At 58.9% G+C, this 17,101-nt stretch carries 15 protein-coding genes and 2 pseudogenes; 6 read left to right on the top strand and 11 right to left on the bottom strand.

The features are described 5' to 3' along the window. Both P0D84_RS05095 and imuA read right to left on the bottom strand, forming a co-directional pair. The gene (locus P0D84_RS05095) at positions 1-1,470 is read right to left on the bottom strand and encodes a Y-family DNA polymerase (protein ID WP_408333086.1); all 1,470 of its coding nucleotides are present in this window, start codon (positions 1,468-1,470) and stop codon (positions 1-3) included. Continuing rightward, positions 1,400-2,107, bottom strand: coding sequence for a translesion DNA synthesis-associated protein ImuA (imuA, locus tag P0D84_RS05090; protein ID WP_408333083.1), 708 nt, complete (start codon positions 2,105-2,107; stop codon positions 1,400-1,402). Before imuA ends, P0D84_RS05095 begins: the two co-directional genes overlap by 71 nt. 749 nt (positions 2,108-2,856) lie before the next feature. On the opposite strand from imuA, the gene P0D84_RS05085 reads away from it, so the two are divergent. Beyond that, on the top strand, positions 2,857-3,075 hold the full coding sequence (locus P0D84_RS05085; protein ID WP_408333080.1) for a hypothetical protein: 219 nt from the start codon (positions 2,857-2,859) through the stop codon (positions 3,073-3,075). Between the two features lie 110 nt (positions 3,076-3,185). Here P0D84_RS05085 and P0D84_RS05080 read toward each other — a convergent pair whose 3' ends face one another. Continuing rightward, positions 3,186-3,539 (bottom strand): response regulator, encoded by a 354-nt coding sequence (locus P0D84_RS05080; RefSeq protein ID WP_408333077.1) that lies wholly within the window; start codon positions 3,537-3,539, stop codon positions 3,186-3,188. A gap of 458 nt (positions 3,540-3,997) precedes the next feature. Here P0D84_RS05080 and P0D84_RS05075 point away from each other — a divergent pair, with 458 nt between their 5' ends. The 3 genes from P0D84_RS05075 to P0D84_RS05065 all read left to right on the top strand — a co-directional run bounded on the left by P0D84_RS05075 (position 3,998) and on the right by P0D84_RS05065 (position 7,679). Further along, complete coding sequence (locus tag P0D84_RS05075) at positions 3,998-4,936, top strand: GGDEF domain-containing protein (RefSeq protein WP_408333074.1); 939 nt, start codon at positions 3,998-4,000, stop codon at positions 4,934-4,936. A 385-nt stretch (positions 4,937-5,321) separates the two neighbouring features. Continuing rightward, positions 5,322-7,091, top strand: coding sequence for a hybrid sensor histidine kinase/response regulator (locus P0D84_RS05070; protein WP_408333071.1), 1,770 nt, complete (start codon positions 5,322-5,324; stop codon positions 7,089-7,091). A gap of 141 nt (positions 7,092-7,232) precedes the next feature. Continuing rightward, positions 7,233-7,679: a response regulator gene (locus P0D84_RS05065; RefSeq protein ID WP_408333068.1), complete on the top strand. Its 447-nt coding sequence runs from the start codon at positions 7,233-7,235 to the stop codon at positions 7,677-7,679. Positions 7,680-7,950: 271 nt separating this feature from the next. On the opposite strand, the pseudogene P0D84_RS05060 reads toward P0D84_RS05065, so the two are convergent. Both P0D84_RS05060 and hfq read right to left on the bottom strand, forming a co-directional pair. Further along, positions 7,951-8,412 (bottom strand): annotated as a pseudogene (locus tag P0D84_RS05060) (chromate transporter); the annotation flags it as partial. A 70-nt stretch (positions 8,413-8,482) separates the two neighbouring features. Beyond that, the gene (gene hfq / locus P0D84_RS05055) at positions 8,483-8,722 is read right to left on the bottom strand and encodes an RNA chaperone Hfq (RefSeq protein ID WP_408333065.1); all 240 of its coding nucleotides are present in this window, start codon (positions 8,720-8,722) and stop codon (positions 8,483-8,485) included. A gap of 1,020 nt (positions 8,723-9,742) precedes the next feature. Here hfq and P0D84_RS05050 point away from each other — a divergent pair. After that, entirely contained in the window at positions 9,743-10,270 is a 528-nt protein-coding gene (locus tag P0D84_RS05050; RefSeq protein ID WP_408333062.1) for a response regulator, read from the top strand. Positions 10,271-10,496: 226 nt separating this feature from the next. Here the strand turns inward: P0D84_RS05050 and P0D84_RS05045 are convergent, their stop codons facing one another. The 4 genes and pseudogenes from P0D84_RS05045 to P0D84_RS05030 form a co-directional block, all read right to left on the bottom strand. After that, positions 10,497-11,192 (bottom strand): VIT1/CCC1 transporter family protein, encoded by a 696-nt coding sequence (locus tag P0D84_RS05045; protein WP_408333059.1) that lies wholly within the window; start codon positions 11,190-11,192, stop codon positions 10,497-10,499. A 116-nt stretch (positions 11,193-11,308) separates the two neighbouring features. After that, positions 11,309-11,533, bottom strand: a pseudogene (locus tag P0D84_RS05040) (DUF1289 domain-containing protein). A 3-nt stretch (positions 11,534-11,536) separates the two neighbouring features. Further along, the gene (gene dmeF / locus P0D84_RS05035; protein WP_408333056.1) at positions 11,537-12,805 is read right to left on the bottom strand and encodes a CDF family Co(II)/Ni(II) efflux transporter DmeF; all 1,269 of its coding nucleotides are present in this window, start codon (positions 12,803-12,805) and stop codon (positions 11,537-11,539) included. Between the two features lie 11 nt (positions 12,806-12,816). After that, the gene (locus P0D84_RS05030) at positions 12,817-13,092 is read right to left on the bottom strand and encodes a metal/formaldehyde-sensitive transcriptional repressor (RefSeq protein WP_408333053.1); all 276 of its coding nucleotides are present in this window, start codon (positions 13,090-13,092) and stop codon (positions 12,817-12,819) included. A 136-nt stretch (positions 13,093-13,228) separates the two neighbouring features. Here P0D84_RS05030 and P0D84_RS05025 point away from each other — a divergent pair, with 136 nt between their 5' ends. Further along, positions 13,229-14,290, top strand: a complete 1,062-nt coding sequence (locus P0D84_RS05025; RefSeq protein WP_408333050.1) for a DMT family transporter — start codon at positions 13,229-13,231, stop codon at positions 14,288-14,290. Positions 14,291-14,377: 87 nt separating this feature from the next. Here the strand turns inward: P0D84_RS05025 and chrA are convergent, their stop codons facing one another. Together chrA and P0D84_RS05015 are read right to left on the bottom strand one after the other, a co-directional pair. After that, complete coding sequence (gene chrA / locus P0D84_RS05020; protein WP_408339682.1) at positions 14,378-15,721, bottom strand: chromate efflux transporter; 1,344 nt, start codon at positions 15,719-15,721, stop codon at positions 14,378-14,380. Between the two features lie 217 nt (positions 15,722-15,938). Further along, entirely contained in the window at positions 15,939-16,916 is a 978-nt protein-coding gene (locus P0D84_RS05015; protein WP_408333047.1) for a chromate resistance protein ChrB domain-containing protein, read from the bottom strand. Positions 16,917-17,101: the final 185 nt, after the last annotated feature.

Raw genomic sequence — 17,101 nt, 5'->3', positions numbered from 1 at the left:
TCAGCCGAACAGGCCGTGGAGGAACCACCGCTGCTCTTCTTCCGCATCGCGGCTGCTAACGCGCTCGCGGTATATCCAGTAGCAACTCTGGTCGTCCGCCTGCGCAACGAAATAGTCGCGCGTCACCAGCTCACCATCAAACCAGCCGGCTTCGATGCGTTCGCCAGGTGACACCATCCGCAGTGGAGAACCATAGAAGGGACGATGCTGACGCATCAACAGCCGTACCGGGCTGTCCAGCATCCAGGTTGGTCGTGGAAGACCCAACGGAAGCGCTTCCTGCTTCGACTTATGCGTTACCGGCACCCAGCGGTTTGCAATTTCAGGGCGATGGTCTGCAGTCGGCGCTGGCCGAAGGACATTCTCTTCTCCGAGTCGCGCAACGAGTAACTCGAGAAGGCGTTCATGGTCTTCCTTTGAGCCGCCGGGCTCCGGGAAGAGCGTGTCGGAAGCCGGCGCCGCAGATTCTACTTTCGATGCGTCGAGTCTCAGTGCAATGACCGGTGCAGCCAGCTCAATTCGATGCAAACGCTCCTTGAGCAGCCGGACAAGATGCTCCTCTTTCCACGTCGGCTCGCCCAACGCGATGTCGATGGTTGTCGGCTCGATGGCGTCGCGCCCACGTTCATGCTCCAGCAGCAGCTTAATAGCCGTGACCGCCAATTGCTTGGCGCAAAGCCAGCCGCACAGTTGCACGATGAGTCGATGCGCACCGAACACTGCGCCGTCCGCATGCTCAAGACGGTCTGGCATTTCGATGCGTGCGGAAAAAGTGGGTGGCAGCTCTAGCCAGTCGAACAGTTCGGGAGCTGTGCCGAACGCGCGGTCGAGCGAATCGAGCAGATGTTCACCACATCGCCTCTGAAGGCCGGCGCGTGGCAGGCGTCGTACGTCGGCGATGGTTTCGCAGCCGAGCCCCGAGAACCAATCTCCAAACGGGCGAACCTCGGGAACCGCCATCATCGGCAAAGCGGCCAGCCGTTTCTCGAGCGATGCCAGTTTGAGCACGCGTCGGTTCCCAAACTTTGCGAGTAGCCATCCACCCTGGCCGGTGGGCGCAGCGCTGATACGCGCGGTCAGCCCGAGTGTCCCCAAGACTGACTTCGCTTCCCGGCACAATGCAAGCAGCCCACCAAAGAGTCGCAGACTCGCGCCGACTTCAACCACGACAGTCGCTTCGTCAAGCAAGGCGACCTCAGGTGAAAACCGCATCAGGGCGATGCCCACCTCCCGCCGTGCCGCGGCCTCCCTGGCCGCATCGCGCTCGTGCATCTCCGTTTCCGGAGACAGTGTCAGTACTCCACCGCGCTTCATCCCGAGGCGCACGCCGGCTGCGCGAGCCGCGTTGTCGGTAATGACCACTTTGTCTTTCTCCAGGACAGCACTTCCGTGCACGGGCTCAGATGACCACTTCGGTCGGAACACCTCGAGTGGCAACTTCGGCAAGTGGACGGCGAGAAAGACGCGCATGTCGGGAAAGCAGTACAGGAGTGGGTTGAAGAGGAATCGACAGAGGCTCTGCGCGGGCGGGCCCTCGTCGTTTCACAATGTGAACGGTCAGACCGTCGGCTGATGGTCTTAAAGCGAGCCGCAAAAGCGCGGGCGAAGAATCCTGAGCGGCGGCCAAAGGCCTGACCATCACGAAAAGCGTCTCGGATGATTGCGCAGCCAAATGGAGGCGTCGAAGCGATGAGGCCTGCGCGTATTGCGTCCAAAAGATGAGCGCGCTGCAACTGCCTGCCCGCAGAATCTGCTCCGCTGACCAGAGCGCATCTGCGGTCTTTTGCGCTTTCACCCGCAGCACCTGTTCAATGGGAAGTCCGATGTAGCTAAGTCCGAGTCCGTCTGGGGTATGCGGCGGCTGCACGAATGCAACGGGTCGATTGCCCGAGCCGCTGAGTGCCGGGCGCAGCAACCGCAATTCGCCCACCCCAGCTTGCTGGACCATCAGGTCGATGAGAGCTCCAACCGGCCAGCCCCCACCGGGAAGTTCAGCAGACAACGCGGGATAGCCGGTCTCAACGACCCGCCCACGGCCGCGCGCGAGCTGAGACGCACGCCACAGGGACGGATGTATCTCTTCGGCAGTAGCGCTAGCAGTAGACATGCGGCATCGAAAAAACCTGTATATTTATACAGTATCGTACACGCAATTCTGAGATAGTGAACTGACACTTTTCATCGGGAGCTGAATCGTGGATGCACGCGTTCGCAAGGTCAGCCATCCGATGCCGGAGGTGGCAACATTCATGTCAGCGATGCGTAATGCTTTCGGGGACGAGTGCGTCGATAATGCGGTCCGGCGCGGCAAAGTTGGTGAGCCGACGTTTTATGCGCGCGAGAATGGATGCACTGTTGGCACAGCAAGTCCGGCGAACGACAATGTCTGGCGCGTCAACGCCGACATACGAGACCGGCATTATTGTCCCGGGTGTGACGGCCGGTGCGTCGGCCAAGCAATTGGTTGCAAAGAGTGGCTGCAACGAACGGCCAGCAAGGAGAAACCGTGAAAAGAATTGGATTGGCGTTACTGGCAGCGACGATGGCGCCGACAGCGTTCGCAACTGGCGGATATTCGGAGATGTGGAATCCACCAGAGGCGCGCGCGACCGCACCACACAGCGTCAGTGCCACACACAACCTGGTAACTCGTCGGCATGTCGCGCCCCATGCACTGAAAGTGCACGCACGCCGCGCGCCGACATCTGCAACCAGGCTCATGGCGAAGCAACACCCCATGCAAGAAGTCGTTCCAGCGAACGAGCCTGACATGTCGGACATTCCTCGCCAGATAACTCCCGAGGGAAATGTGCTTCGCGTGAACTCGCGCGGAGCATCGGTAAAGGTTGGGCGCTGATGGAGTCGGAAAGCTATCGCGGCTACAACGTGTGGGGCCACGCCATCCTTCAGCAGGAAGACATCCTCCAGCCGGAACGTTATGCGGGAAGCGGGACCATTACTAAGAGCGGTAAGCTAATCGAAGCATCGGGCGTCCTCGGTCATTTCGACAGTGAAGAGGACGCGCAACATGCTGGCTTGGATTGGGCCCGCGCCTGGGTCGACGCGCACGGGTGAGGCCACGGCCTGGTCAGCAAGCTTGCACTCACACTGCTGCATCAGCAGACCTTGTAGGTGCCATATGAGCGGTACACGCAGCAATCACCGAATTTCCGGCCTGAGCATCATCACGCGTTCAAAAGGCGTCGTGCCGATGCTAGCAGCACCTCGATGGACACGGGCTTAAGGCAAAACCCATCCCATACTGCTGTGTCGCCGGGCCCCGCATGGTCAGCGCTTGTAAGAATCACAGGAATTCGCGCAAACTCTCGTTCTCGCTTCAGATGGTGGCAGAACTCAACGCCATCCATTATCGGCATCGACCGGTCTGTGATGATGAGGTCGGGCTTTTCTTCGTTAGCGGCAATAAGCCCCTCACGACCATTGCTAGCGGTCACGACTCGATAGCCTTCAAATTGAAGGATGCGTTTCCACGCAGTCACAATGGTGAGTTCGTCATCCACGACAAGAATGGTTTTCATCTTTGCTGGCTGTGAGTTTCTGGGAGGCGTCGGCATGGCATTCGTCAGGCATCCTGCCTGCTAACGGCCCGATAATCCACTTTCATCCTAGGCGAACCAAAGACCACAAGGCGAAACGGCAGGGCCTCTCCGGTAACCGTCTGTAAGTCGCCGTGGACCTCTCAAAAGCTTGGCCCGCACGGCAGGAGCCAGACTGCTGCATCGGAGGGCGCCTGACGTCAACCGCCTGGCCAGAAAGAAGCGTCTTCACCAACGCGTCGAACATCTGCCGGTCTCCGGCTCGAGCATCGCGTTCAGCGACCGTCAGGACCTGCCGCGACAGCGTGACAGCATCGTCCTTCCGGTGGCTGACTCTGGCCTCGGACAGACGTATCACAACGCGACGTCTCCCAGGTAGAATGCAATCAGAAAAAACGAGGCCCATTCCCGTGGGACCTACTGAGCGAGAGAACAGCACAATGAACCCCACAGGTGCAGTGCCGTTTGGTTTCGGGCCGGCTGACGCGCTCATTCGCGCGTTTGCAGACGGGTCGTTAATTGTGGCGACGTACGACCCGGAAGACGTGTTGCGTTATGCGAGCGCTGCGTTTAAGAGGGCGTTTAAACTCGACGCGGTCGAGGGAACGATGACGTTTGCCGACCTGATAATGCGAGGGGCGCGAAACGGTATCGGCCCGATAATAGATTGTGAGGACACCCGGGCATTTATTGCTGAAACACAACGGCGACGACGCGGTCAGCCGGGGCAGCGTTTTTTCACGACAGATATGGTCGATGGCAGCTGGTACTGGATGACCGAAACGCTGCTGGATGACGGGTGGCTTGTCCTCGTGGGCAGTGAGATTTCCCCTCTTAAGGAGAATGAGCGCTTGTTAGCCCATGCTCATGAGCGAGCCCTGCACGAAGCAAGAACAGATGCGTTGACTGGGCTGCCAAACCGTAGACAGGTCCTCGACTATCTCGACACTGCGATTGTGACGCTGCCGGCTCCGGAAACGCCAATTGCAATCGCACTCTTTGACCTGGACCGGTTCAAAAACATCAACGACGAGCACGGACACCTTGCGGGAGATGCGGTCCTCTGCGATTTTGCCTCCCTGGCCCGGAACCTGGTCCGACGCTCCGACGTTATTGGGCGAATCGGAGGCGAGGAATTCCTGCTGGTGATGCCTGGGACAACGGCAGCAGAGGCACTGCGGGTGGTCGAACGAATGCGCCATGCGGCGCTGAGCCGGATTGTCCTAAGCGTTGCCGGAAAAGAGGTGCGATATTCCGTATCGGCCGGCATTACGCAGGTGTCTCGCGAGGACAGGCTGGACGAGACGTTCTGTCGCGCCGACCGCGCGCTCTACAAAGCTAAACGCCTCGGCCGAAATCAGGTTTCAGTAGAGCTATAGTCCAAGCCTGGCCGGTGTCCTGTACGCGCGTTCCCCGACACGGTGTTCACAAGGCCATCCGGCGTCAGAGCGTCAGTGATACGCGCCGCATTGGATGCTCCACCGGAGATGCGGGCGTGACTGGCGAGTCGGAGAATGGGAAACACTCGCTTTCAGGCGTTTGCCCTTTTCTTCCCAGCCCTGTGTGAGGGCACCCAACACAAGGTCACGTTGCCGCATTGCCCCATTTCTGTCGCGCGCAATCGATGAGCAGAACAGGCATCCGGCGTGGTCCTCAAAAACCAATATACGGGTCGCAAGCGGCTATGATTGTTGTTGGGCCCATGGAATCCGGACTGGCGGCTCGCCGGGGTGGAACGTATTCCTGAAAACCCTTTCACAGCTTATGACCATCCCGAAGCCGGACAGCATCCGCGAGACCCATCGCCAGTCGCTCATAACTTCTGCGCTGTATTCGAGGCCAAGTCGGCATCCGGATTATGAGGCAGAGGCAAAGGTGTTGGGCGAACTCGCCCATGCACTGGCCACGTCGGACACAGAAATGCTTGATACGCTTGCCCGCGAAGCTGCGCGGCTGTGTCGCGCAGACAGCGCAGGCATCAGCGTACTTGAGTCGCCGCCCGACCGGCCTGCCAGCTTCCGGTGGGCGGCTCTCGCGGGGCGGGCTGTGCCCCTTCTCAATACTCACCGGCCCTTCGACGACAGCCTGTGCGGCGTTACGCTGGCATTGGGCAAACCGGAGCTATTCGGGACGCCCCAGCGCTTCTTCCCGTCCATCGAGATGCTGTCCCCGCCCGTGGTCGAGGCGTTGCTCGTGCCAATTCCTGTCCGGGACGACGCGTGGGGCGCCATCTGGGTGATGTCGCAACGTCCTGAAGTTCGCTTCGATGCCGAGGACCTGCGATTGCTCACCAGCCTCGCAGATTTCACGGGCGCGACGATGCAGGTGGCGCGCATGAAGGCGCTAGCCGAAAGTCGGGCCATACAGGCCGAAACTGCCCAGTCCGCCCTGCGCGAAGCGGAGACGCGTAAGGACGAATTCATAGCGACACTAAGCCACGAGTTGCGCAGCCCAATTGCCCCCATCGACAGCGCCATCAAATGTCTGGGACGTCTGGAGCTCCAATCACAACAGGCGGAGCAGGCGCTTGATATTGCCGAACGTCAGCTCCACAGGTTGCAGCGCCTTGTCGACGACCTGTTCGACGCGTCCAGAATCCGGCAGGGCAAGGTCACGGTCAGACCAGAGAACAGCCTCCTGGCAGACATTCTGAATGATGCAATTGCCGCTGTCCGGCCGCAAATGGAGGCGCGCAGGCACACGCTTACCGTCACCGCGCCATCCGAGGCGGTGCTGGTTTACGTCGATGCCGGCCGGATTACCCAAGTACTCGCCAACGTATTGAGCAACGCCGCGAAGTACTCACCAGATGGCAGTCGCATAGATTTGACTGCGGCTGTAGACGTTCCGACGGAACCTGCCGGGCCGACGACTGAGGCTACCTTATTGATGACCGTCGCCGACGAAGGATATGGCATATCCGCACCAGCGTTGCCCCACGTCTTTGACATGTTCACCCAGCGCGGTAGCCACTCCCCTTCGACGGAAGCCGGTCTCGGAATCGGGCTAGCCCTGGTGAAATATCTGGTAGAGGCGCACGGCGGTACCGTCGCGGTCCAAAGCGACGAGTCGTCCTCCGGAACAACGGTGACCATTCGTCTGCCGTTGTCGCGCGGGCCTGAACTGTCTGGTACGCAGCCTCATGCGACTGCGCCTTGCGCGCCCTGCCGCGTACTCGTGGTGGATGACGACAAGGACACGGTGGAGTCACTCGCGCTCCTGCTCGGTCTGGACGGCCACATCGTCCGCACCGCAACCAGTGCGCCTGAGGCACTCAGCGCTCTGGACGACTTCACTCCTGACGTCGCGTTCATCGACGTGAATATGCCTGACATGGATGGCTTTTCTTTGGCGGCAGAGCTACGAACGCGGCCAGCGCTTAAACATCTGAAGCTCGTCGCATTCACGGGAGACACGTCGGAGAGCGACCGCGTGGCAGCGCTTTCAGCTGGCTTTGACCGTCACATGGCGAAACCTGTCGATATGCAGGCACTTACTTCAATCCTTGCATCCGTTGGGGAAACGCCCCGCTGACGAAACGGAATTTCGGCTCGCTCTGCCCCAGATATGGTGTCATCTCGATTTCCCGCTTGAGCTGCCGGTCAGGTGCCTAATACCGCAACAAGCCTTCCCTCGGGTACAGCGTTTGCGGCAGGCATAATAATGATGTGACGCGTGGCATGCCATGTCTACCGTCCTCCTTGTAGAGATGACCGTGAAAACCGATGGGCTCTACAACTGGCCCTGGAGAGCGGCGGCCATCACGTGGTGCTTGCCGAAAATGGATGCGACGCGTTGCAGAAGGCAGCCCGTAATATTCCACAACTCGTTATCACTGACTGGCAAATGCCTGAAATGGACGGCGCAGAGCTATGCCGCCGTCTCAAATGTCAGCCGTCCCTCGCTGGCATACCGGTCGTCATGTTGTCCGCAATGCCAGAGCCACCGGATGAACCACGTGGCTGGGCTGCTTTCCTTCGCAAGCCGGCTCCTATCGACCTGCTGATGCATACAGTCGAGTTGTTCATTGCACAACGGTTGACTTCGAAGCGTACCGAAGCTGCTCGTGAAGAGCGGAGCACGTCTCGTTGGCGCCCCGTCGATTCTCGTTGTTGGCCCTGACTTTCGCCAGGGTCGCGGCACACGTTTTGCCTGCCCTGCACGCCGACACGCGACCGGCCGCTGGTCAGGATGAGAAACACGACAGGAATGAAGTTACCGCAATATGAATGAATGAAACGATTGAGTTTGAGCGGCGCGCCAGCGTTCGGTGCCGCGACTGATAACCATCGACACCGGCACGACGCGCGGAAGACAGTAAAAGGCTATCTGGTCTTCTATTGACGTGCGGCGGCGTGAGCAACGTCGGTGACTGGTTCAGGAGAAAGGTCCCTCAAAAAACAAACAGTCTCAGTGCGAGTCCGATGACACCACATGTGAGCACGACCGGTATCACCCCGACCTTGAACCGGAACAGCGCAATACCGGCAACCACACCTATAAGCAGCGAGGGCCATTTGAATCCGCCCGGCATGCCATGTGGCCACAACACGTGAAGGGCAAAAAACACGGCGAGATTCACGATGACGCCAACCACAGCTGAAGTGATGGCTGTCAACGGCGCAGTAAATTTCAGATTACCGTGAGTCGTTTCGATGAAGGGGCCGCCGAGCAGAATGAACAGGAAAGACGGCAGGAACGTAAAGAACGTCACGACGATGGACGCGGCGACAGCAGCGGCGAATATTGCATCCGGCCCGAACACTGGCTTGGTCCAGCCACCAACGAAGCCGACGAAGGAAACCACCATGATGAGCGGTCCGGGTGTGGTTTCTACGTGCGCCAGGCTACCTATCGAGCCCTTGCGGAGACTGATGACCCATTGCGTTCGTCCCACTAATGCACTGGCACCTAGCGCAGGGCAGTTAGGCAGCATTGGGGAGCGGCTGTGGCAGCCGCCCCCCTACATTAGGCACCACAGTAGAGATTGCGTGTTTGAATATCATCTGGTGGCCGGAAACGGACTGCAGGATAACTACGTATGAGTCGAATGACACGACTCGGCCGCTCAATCTGATTCCGTTTACCAGGTAAACGCTTGCGGGAGTCTCTTCCTTGAGAAGTGCCAGCAGGAACTCGTCTTGAACTGAGGCTTGATTTGACATGTTGTTCTCTGCCGTCGGTTGCCACGGGACATTGTACGCTTACACTTTCGGTGAAGGTTTCTGGGTTGTCAAACTCCAGAAGCGTGCCATCCACAGCGACCAGCCGGGCAATCCGGAATCGCGCATGAACCATTCTCAAGTGAAGGGCTACGGAGACCCTCCAATGCGCATCCCGACTTATGCTGACCAGGGAAGACGTACTCGAAGCGCGAGCCTCGGACCCAGTGGAATTGTCGCTGCATGAGACAGGGCACCTGCAGTTGAAACACGGGCGCCCACCGACTCGCCACCACTTACGCCCCGATACACGACACTCTCCATCCATCCGCTCCCTGGTAAGCAGGCCGCGTAGCGGCTCATACGCGGATATCCGACCTGAGAAGATGCACGGTTATTCCGAAGGGTATCTCTTCACGCGAGAAAAAAAAATGGAATAACCAGACGATGCGCACACAAGAATAGTAAAACCACTCCTAAGTAAGGATATCCTTCTTTAGGTTTCCAGTTTGAAAATCCACATGTTTGCGTCGGTCCCTAGGCTAGCGCCTAGAACCTTCCGCCATAAAGGCTCCGCCAGACTATTGCGGGCCCCGCGCCTCTAGCTTCGCCAGCGCGTCCGTTATCTCAGGACCCATCCCCGTGGTACGAATTTCCCTAGCGCGCCACCGGTCACTCCTCGTCCACGCTAGCGGTCACTCACGGCAGCCCTTCGACAAAAGGGGCGGCACAAAACGTCGGACGCGTTAGCTCGGCGACGTGTGACAGGTCTGTCATATCACGCGATTTGACTTAATCGCCATAGATATTCCGGGAGATTTTTAATTCAACAAATCCGTCTGTAAATCCCCCATCTTATAAGCGCATTTATTGAACCCCTTCTAAGTGCTACGAGCGACATGCCGGCGCTAGTTGACGGACTTCCGTTTCGATTCGCTGGCGGGTGCCACCCGATGCCACCTTGTCCATACGAGTCAGAATTGAGTTTCTATATGCAATACGAGGGAAACGGATGCGGAGTGCATGGTTGAACTTCATAAGGGGAGCATATCGCTTCACAGCGAAGGGCCAGGCACAGGCACGGTTGTAACGTTGCGTTTGCCAATCCTTCGTACGGCATCGGCGCCGGCCCGACCAGAACAGACTGCCGAAGCTTTGGGCCTCGGCCCAGTACGCCTTCTGCTGGTTGATGACAATCAGGACGCTTTGCTTTCGTTGGGCTTGTTGCTGGAACTCGAAGGGCACAATGTAACCACGGCGAGCAATGGGCGCGACGCAATCCGCCTTATGACGGAAGTACGGCCGGAGGTAGCAATTGTCGATGTCGGAATGCCGGATGTTGACGGTTTCGATGTAGCGCGCGCTGTTCGCTCTGAACGGAGCCTGGATAACATCACGCTAGTCGCGTTGACCGGCTACGCCGCCGAGTCCGATAAATCACGTGCGCTAGCTGCAGGCTTCGACTACCACTTAACCAAGCCGCTCTCGCTTGAAAAGCTGCAATACATCCTGGCAAATCGAATTGGCGGCAAGCTGGGCGGATTAGTTTGACAGCGAGTGCGGGCGCGCTCTGTCGGTCGTCGCCGGCGGCGGTGAAGTCGGCGAAGGCAGTAATGCTCATTTCGCGCTCGGTTGATGCGTGCCCGCAAGAACGTTTGAGCCGACGGAATAGGGGCCGTAGCGGCGGCAAGATTTGTCAACGGTCGCAACGCTTTGCGAAGGCTTTCCCTGGTCGTGCTTTGCTGAAAGTATCTCGTCCACAGCAGCGTTCGGCGCGTCAGGCTACCGCACCAAACAAAGCACCGACGCCTGATGACACGCCCATTGCCAACGCGCTCCAGAAGACCACACGGAAAACACCTGGGCCAACTTTCGCTCCGCCCGCTTTCGCGGCCAAACCGCCTAAAGCGGCTAGCGAAGCCAGGGCAGAGAGGACTATGGATGGAAGCAGCACCGATTCGGCCGCAAGTGCGGCAACAACAACCGGCAACGCGGCGCCAACCGCGAAGCTGCAGGCCGAAGCTAGCGCCGCCTGCAGAGGTCGGGCAGAAGTGACTTCCGAAATGCCCAGTTCATCACGCGCATGAGCACCCAGTGCGTCGTGCGCCATCAGCTTTTCGGCGACCTGGCTGGCAAGCGGAAAATCAAGGCCACGCCGTACGTAGATGGCACTCAATTCTCGATGCTCATGTAAAAAGTCAGTATTGAGCTCAGCCTGCTCCTGGACCAAGGCCGCCTTTTCAGTATCCGCCTGCGAGGAAACCGATACGTATTCCCCCGTCGCCATCGACATGGCGCCCGCAACCAGGCCGGCCACGGCCGTGAGCACAACGCTCCCATGAGTGGTGTGCGCTGACGCTACTCCAGCAACCAGGCTCGCCGTCGAGACAATGCCATCATTGGCACCCAGTACAGCGGCGCGCAGCCAGCCAGTGGATTCGAGACGGTGCTGTTCCTTATGTCGCCTCGGCATAATTCCCCCACGTTAGAACGTTGATGCACTATCTCATGGCGGTGGATGGAGGAGCCGTCCCGTTGTGCAGGTTCGGCGGCGACAGGGAAGAGCCGGCAATCAGCCGGCTCGCTGGCCTACGGAGTGCCGCCCGCAATATTCTCTGCGTGCGCCGACGAGTCTGTTGATTCGCGCTGCAGCTTTGCCTCCCGGCCGGCCCTGTCGTTAATCACCTGATGGCGACGGTGGTCGGTCATGTTCTTCTATCCGCGAATTTCGTCGCGTGTGCGAAAGCATCCAATGCATAAACCGGACTTGCCGTCGATTCTACAAACGTCGACACACGGGGAGTTGACTGCCATGAGTCAGGCCGCCGTTTGCGAAGGTTGCACTTCCACGGTGACATGCGACAGCCCCGTGAAGCGTTCGAGCACCGCATGATAGAAACGCGAGTCCCGCTTGGACTCCTTGGTCGCCACCGACACAACGGCACTCATGTGACCCGGACCGACTCGCCATACATGCAGGTCCACGACCTTGTCGCCACGGTCCTCGATGGCGTTGCGCACGTTTTCCTCCATGCGCCGGTCGGGATTCATGTCGAGCAGGATTGCACCGGTGTCACACAATAGCCCGTACGACCAGTTTGCAATCACCAGAGCCCCGATGACGCCGGCCAGCGGGTCCATCCAGAACCAGCCAAATGCGCGCGCCAGTACGAGACCAATGATTGCCAGCATGGAGACCGCCACGTCAGCCATCACGTGGATATACGCCGACCGGATGTTGTGGTCCCGGGTCGCTGCGCCGTGCGCGTCGTGGCCGTGCTCGTGCTCTTCGAATTCGACCTCGTGCTCGCCGTCCGGCATGTGCACAATGGCCTTGAAGGCGTGTGGCTCCGGTATGTCTTCCGTTGATTCCAGATAGCCACCCCGGTCCACCAGCCCGAACACCTGTTGTGTCCCGTCAGGGCGTACTGTGGTCACGGACACCGTCGACGCCTTCAGTCGCAAACTCTCCGTTGCAGGCGTAATCCGGAAAACGGGCGGCACACCATCCTCGAAGATAGAGACTGCAAACACGCCTGAGGGGGCAGATATCTTCGGGACCTCGTCGTGGGCGTGGTCATCGTGACTGTGGCCGTGGCCATGCCCATGACTGTGTCCGTGATGGTCACCGCTCAGCAGCCATACACTCGCCAGATTGACCAGCAGGCCGACCACCGCGATGGGAATTGCTTCGCCGAAATGAATCGGTACCGGTGACAGAAAACGCGACACCGCCTCGTAGCCGATGAGCAACGCAATCATTGCCAGCACGACGGCACTCGTATATCCGGCGAGGTCGCCAAGCTTGCCAGTACCGAACACAAAGCGGGAATCGGTAGCATGCCTGCGTGCATACGTGTAAGCCAGCGCTGCAATCAGCATCGCGCCAGCATGTGTCGACATGTGGAGGCCGTCTGCCACGAGGGCTAGCGACCCGAACATACTGCCGCCGACGATTTCAACCAGCATCATCGCGCTGCATAGCGCAATCACTGCCCACGTCTTTCGCTCGTTCTGCTCGTGACCGGCACCAAGAAAGATGTGGTCATGCCCTGCGCTGAACGCAGCGTCCTTGAAATCAGTCATTTCCAACCCAATCACTTGAAATAGCTGTGAACAACTTCGATGAGCTGTTCCGTCGCGCTGCCGCCGTGGTCCTCGCCGCTATCCGCATCGACAAGATGATTCCTGATGTGGTCCTCCAGGACAACTGCCAGCAGGCCGTTCATTGCCCCGCGACAACTTGTAATCCGCTGCAGAACATCTGTGCAGCCGTGCTCTTCCTCAAGCGCCCGCTCAATGGCTTCGACCTGCCCCTTGATGCGGCGAACCCGATTGAGAAGTTTCTGTTTTTCCTGAATGGTGTGGCCCATGGCGTGCTCCCCGTTATACCCCAGGGGAGTATATACTCTTCCGTAGCCAAGGATGTGGCTGCGTAGCTGTCGCAACCTGCCCACCGCCTGCCTACAATATTTCTGAACCGAGCGTTCGCTCGAAGACCTTTATTTCATGCACGCACGTCACAACGCCGCTTTCACCGCACTTCTGGCAGCCGCGCTATTTGGCGCAACTACACCACTCGCCAAGACGCTTCTTGGAACGCTCTCGCCCTTCATGGTTGCGGGTCTGTTCTATCTGGGCAGTGGAGTGGGACTTGCCATCGGCATCGTTATCCAGCGCCTGCGTCGCACGGCGAAGGAGCGGCAAAACGAAAGCCGGATTCAGGTCGCCGAAGTGCCCTGGCTCCTTGGCGCAATCGCAGCGGGCGGGGTGGCCGGACCTGCATTGCTGATGCTCGGCCTCAGCTCGGCTCCTGCCGCAACCAGTTCCCTATTACTGAATCTTGAAGGGGTATTCACGGCGGTGATTGCCTGGGTTGTGTTCCGCGAGAACGTCGACGTGCAGATATTTCTCGGGATGGTCGCGATAGTGGCGGGCGGGGTCGTCCTTTCGTGGCAGCCGGGCGGCACTGCCGTCTCGCCCGGTGCACTGCTCGTCGTCGCAGCCTGCGTTGCGTGGGCAGTCGACAATAATTTGACGCGGAAGGTGTCGGCGAACGACGCGATGGTCATTGCCTGTCTGAAAGGTCTTGCCGCCGGCTCAGTCAATCTGAGCATCGCGCTGCTTCTCGGCGCACATCTGCCAGGCGTCGGTAAGATGGCGGCTGCCATGCTCACCGGCTTCGGTGGCTATGGCGTGAGCCTGGTTCTTTTTGTCGTCGCCCTGCGAAATCTCGGGACCGCCCGAACCGGCGCGTATTTTTCTGTCGCCCCAGTATTCGGCGTCGCGTTATCGTTTTTCCTCTGGCCAGAGGTGCCATCGCTGTCTTTCTGGATTGCCGCCGTACTCATGGCTTCGGGTATCTGGCTTCATATCCGTGAGCGGCATGAACATCCGCACACTCACGAGATTCTGGACCATATCCATCGACACCGGCACGACGAGCACCATCAGCATACGCATGATTTTGATTGGGACAGTGAGGAGCCGCACACGCATCCTCATCAGCATGCGCCCATCACTCACACGCATGCGCACTTTCCTGACATCCATCACCGGCATATCCATTGACGCGCGGAAGACAGTAAAAGCTATCTGGTCTTCTATTGACGTGCGGCAGCGTGAGCAGCATCGGCGACAGCGCAGATGAAAAGTCCCTCAAAAAACGAACAGTCTCAGCGCGAGGCCGATTACACCGCATGTCAGCACGACCGGTATTACCCCGACCTTGAACCGGAACAGCGCGATACCGGCAGCCACACCTATAAGCAGCGAGGGCCATTCGAATCCGCCCTGCATGCCATGTGGCCACAACACGTGAAGGGCAAAAAACACGGCGAGATTCACGATGACGCCAACCACAGCTGAAGTGATGGCTGTCAACGGCGCAGTAAATTTCAGATTACCGTGCGTCGTTTCGATGAAGGGACCGCCGAGCAGAATGAACAGGAAAGACGGCAGGAACGTAAAGAACGTCGCAACGATGGATGCGGCGACAGCAGAGGCTAATATTGCATTCGGTCCGAACACGGCCCTGGTCCAGCCACCAACGAAGCCGACGAAGGAAACCACCATGATGAGCGGTCCAGGCGTCGTCTCTCCGAGCGCCAGGCCATCTATCATCTGCAGTCCGGTCAACCAGTGGTAGTTATCGACGGCACCCTGGTAGACATACGGCAACACCGCATACGCGCCCCCGAAAGTTAGCAGGGCGGCTTTCGTGAAGAACCAAGCCATTTGCGTAAGTGTTCCTGCCCAGCCGTAGGTGAGTGAAAGTGCCGCGATGGCCGCGAGCCAGACAAGCATGAAGGTCGCAAGCACGACCGTGAATCGCTTCCATGTGAAGAGCGCGTGTCGCGGGGTGGGCGTGTCGTCGTCAAGGAGTGCGGGACCAAACGCCTTGTCACCCGACTTGTGTCCTCCGCCGACTACGAATCTGGATGGAGCGTACTTACCCCCAAAGTGACCAATGATGCCGGCCACCAGGACGATGAGCGGAAACGGGACGTTGGCTACGAAGATAGCAAGGAATGCTGCCGCAGCAATTAGCCACAGCCATGCGTTCTTCAGTGCGCGAGAGCCAATCCTGTACGCGGCGAAGACGACAATCGCCGTGACCGCCGGCTTGATGCCGTAAAGCACGCCTGCCACAGCCGGAACACTGCCGAAGGCCATGTAGACCCAGGATAGTCCTATCAGGATGAAAAGCGACGGCAGGACGAAGAGGCCTCCTGCAATTACGCCACCCCACGTGCGATGCATCAGCCAACCGATGTAGGTGGCCAACTGCTGCGCCTCCGGTCCGGGAAGGACCATGCAGTAGTTCAACGCGTGCAGGAACCGCTTTTCAGAAATCCAGCGTTTTCGCTCGACCAGGTCCTGATGCATGATGGCAATCTGCCCAGCCGGACCTCCGAAGCTGATAAAGCCTAGCTTGAGCCAGTACCAAAGCGCCTGACGGAAGGTCACCGACTCGGCCGCCTCAATGCGCTGATTGTTCATCTCGCTATCTGATGCCAGTTGACTTTGTTGCACTTGAAACTCCGAATGCTTCAGCTTGCGATTGAATGTTCAGCGGTGTGCCGGTACCTCGGTGGCGTCACCACAGACCGGTGTTGCAAATCGCGCAGGCGGTGTGGCTGCGACGGCGGCTTTTCCATGGCGATTGGCAACGGACACTGAACGGAGAAAACTACTGCAGAACCATTCAGAGGCCCGTTCACCTCCGTCGCTTGGCTGCTCCCTTTTCCACCGCAGCAAAATGCGCGAGCAGCGAGTCAAGCATTTGGCTCATTTCGTTCAGCAGTTCGTCGTCGTTCAGGCCGCGCTGTGTGGCGCCTGTCATCACCGCCTCGAACCCGGCCGCTTCCGGAACGACGACGCCGCCAACATCAAGCGAGTGGACCATGTCGGATAGTCCGGCCATGCCAGGCTCATCTTCAATGCCGAAGCTCGCCGCTAATACTTCAAAGGTCACGCGGTCATTGATGTGCGTGAACGCAGCGCCGTCGAAATCAAAGCCGAGTGCGTCAGGCGGGCAATCGTCCGGGGACGCGAGCCACTCAAATCGGGCATCGCGGTCAACGAACCGCCTGATGAGCCACGCACTTGCCACGCGGTCGACCCAGAGCCGCCGACGGGTCGCCCACACACGCCCTTGATATTCCTCACGCTTCAGAAGGTTTATCGTGCCTTCAGCCTGATGCGGCTCACCGGGCGACAGCACCGCATCTGCGGCCGCGACGAAATCTTGCCAGGCTGATTGAGCACGAACAGTGGCTTCGTTCGGGAAAAAATCGATGCCCGCTATCGCTTCAAACTCCTTTCGGGTTCGGCGCAAGAGCTTGGTGATTTCGGCCGGCGTTAGGCCGGATAGCGTCTTACGCGTGTCGTCGAGCGACCGTCGCAGCGTCGCATATTCTTCGGCCCTATCGAACAACGACCGGAACTCCGCGTCCTGCACGCCGTCCCGACTGCGAAAGTTCATCAGGTAGGAAGTGCCGCCCGCTTGGCCGATGCTCTCGCACATTTCGCCCATTTCGCCTGCTGCGCTCTCTCCGTCCGGAAGCAAGTAGACCCCGTCACGCAAGACAGCACAGCCTTTAGATTTCAAGGCGCGCCAATAACGCATGCGCGCGGTTGCGTTGTCGGTCGGAAGCGTGAGGACGAGAAGTAGCCAGTCAGTCATTTCGTTCATGTCACGTAACCTACATCAAAGTTACGCACGCTACAAATTATTTTTGCTTTGTGCGGACTTGCCACCTACCATTTCCTGGGAGACAGCTGGCGACGCGATGGGCAGGGAATCATTGGCCTTCATATCGAACCGTTCCCCGCTTGCCGTTCGCGGCGCAGTGCGAACCGCGTTGTCGGTGCCCGATT

Source organism: Paraburkholderia sp. RL17-337-BIB-A, from assembly GCF_046025895.1.
GTDB classification, from domain to species: Bacteria; Pseudomonadota; Gammaproteobacteria; order Burkholderiales; family Burkholderiaceae; genus Paraburkholderia; species Paraburkholderia fungorum_C.
This window is presented reverse-complemented; position numbering and strand designations above follow the sequence as displayed.

Bases quoted from the DNA above. Each gene is read 5' to 3' on its own strand.
- P0D84_RS05070 (WP_408333071.1), top strand. From the start codon at position 5,322: ATGACCATCCCGAAGCCGGACAGCATCCGCGAGACCCATCGCCAGTCG.
- P0D84_RS05095 (WP_408333086.1), bottom strand. From the start codon at position 1,470: ATGCGCGTCTTTCTCGCCGTCCACTTGCCGAAGTTGCCACTCGAGGTG.
- P0D84_RS05085 (WP_408333080.1), top strand. From the start codon at position 2,857: ATGGAGTCGGAAAGCTATCGCGGCTACAACGTGTGGGGCCACGCCATC.
- hfq (WP_408333065.1), bottom strand. From the start codon at position 8,722: ATGTCAAATCAAGCCTCAGTTCAAGACGAGTTCCTGCTGGCACTTCTC.
- imuA (WP_408333083.1), bottom strand. From the start codon at position 2,107: ATGTCTACTGCTAGCGCTACTGCCGAAGAGATACATCCGTCCCTGTGG.
- P0D84_RS05075 (WP_408333074.1), top strand. From the start codon at position 3,998: ATGAACCCCACAGGTGCAGTGCCGTTTGGTTTCGGGCCGGCTGACGCG.
- P0D84_RS05050 (WP_408333062.1), top strand. From the start codon at position 9,743: ATGGTTGAACTTCATAAGGGGAGCATATCGCTTCACAGCGAAGGGCCA.
- dmeF (WP_408333056.1), bottom strand. From the start codon at position 12,805: ATGACTGATTTCAAGGACGCTGCGTTCAGCGCAGGGCATGACCACATC.
- P0D84_RS05080 (WP_408333077.1), bottom strand. From the start codon at position 3,539: ATGAAAACCATTCTTGTCGTGGATGACGAACTCACCATTGTGACTGCG.
- chrA (WP_408339682.1), bottom strand. From the start codon at position 15,721: ATGAACAATCAGCGCATTGAGGCGGCCGAGTCGGTGACCTTCCGTCAG.
- P0D84_RS05030 (WP_408333053.1), bottom strand. From the start codon at position 13,092: ATGGGCCACACCATTCAGGAAAAACAGAAACTTCTCAATCGGGTTCGC.
- P0D84_RS05025 (WP_408333050.1), top strand. From the start codon at position 13,229: ATGCACGCACGTCACAACGCCGCTTTCACCGCACTTCTGGCAGCCGCG.
- P0D84_RS05015 (WP_408333047.1), bottom strand. From the start codon at position 16,916: ATGAACGAAATGACTGACTGGCTACTTCTCGTCCTCACGCTTCCGACC.
- P0D84_RS05045 (WP_408333059.1), bottom strand. From the start codon at position 11,192: ATGCCGAGGCGACATAAGGAACAGCACCGTCTCGAATCCACTGGCTGG.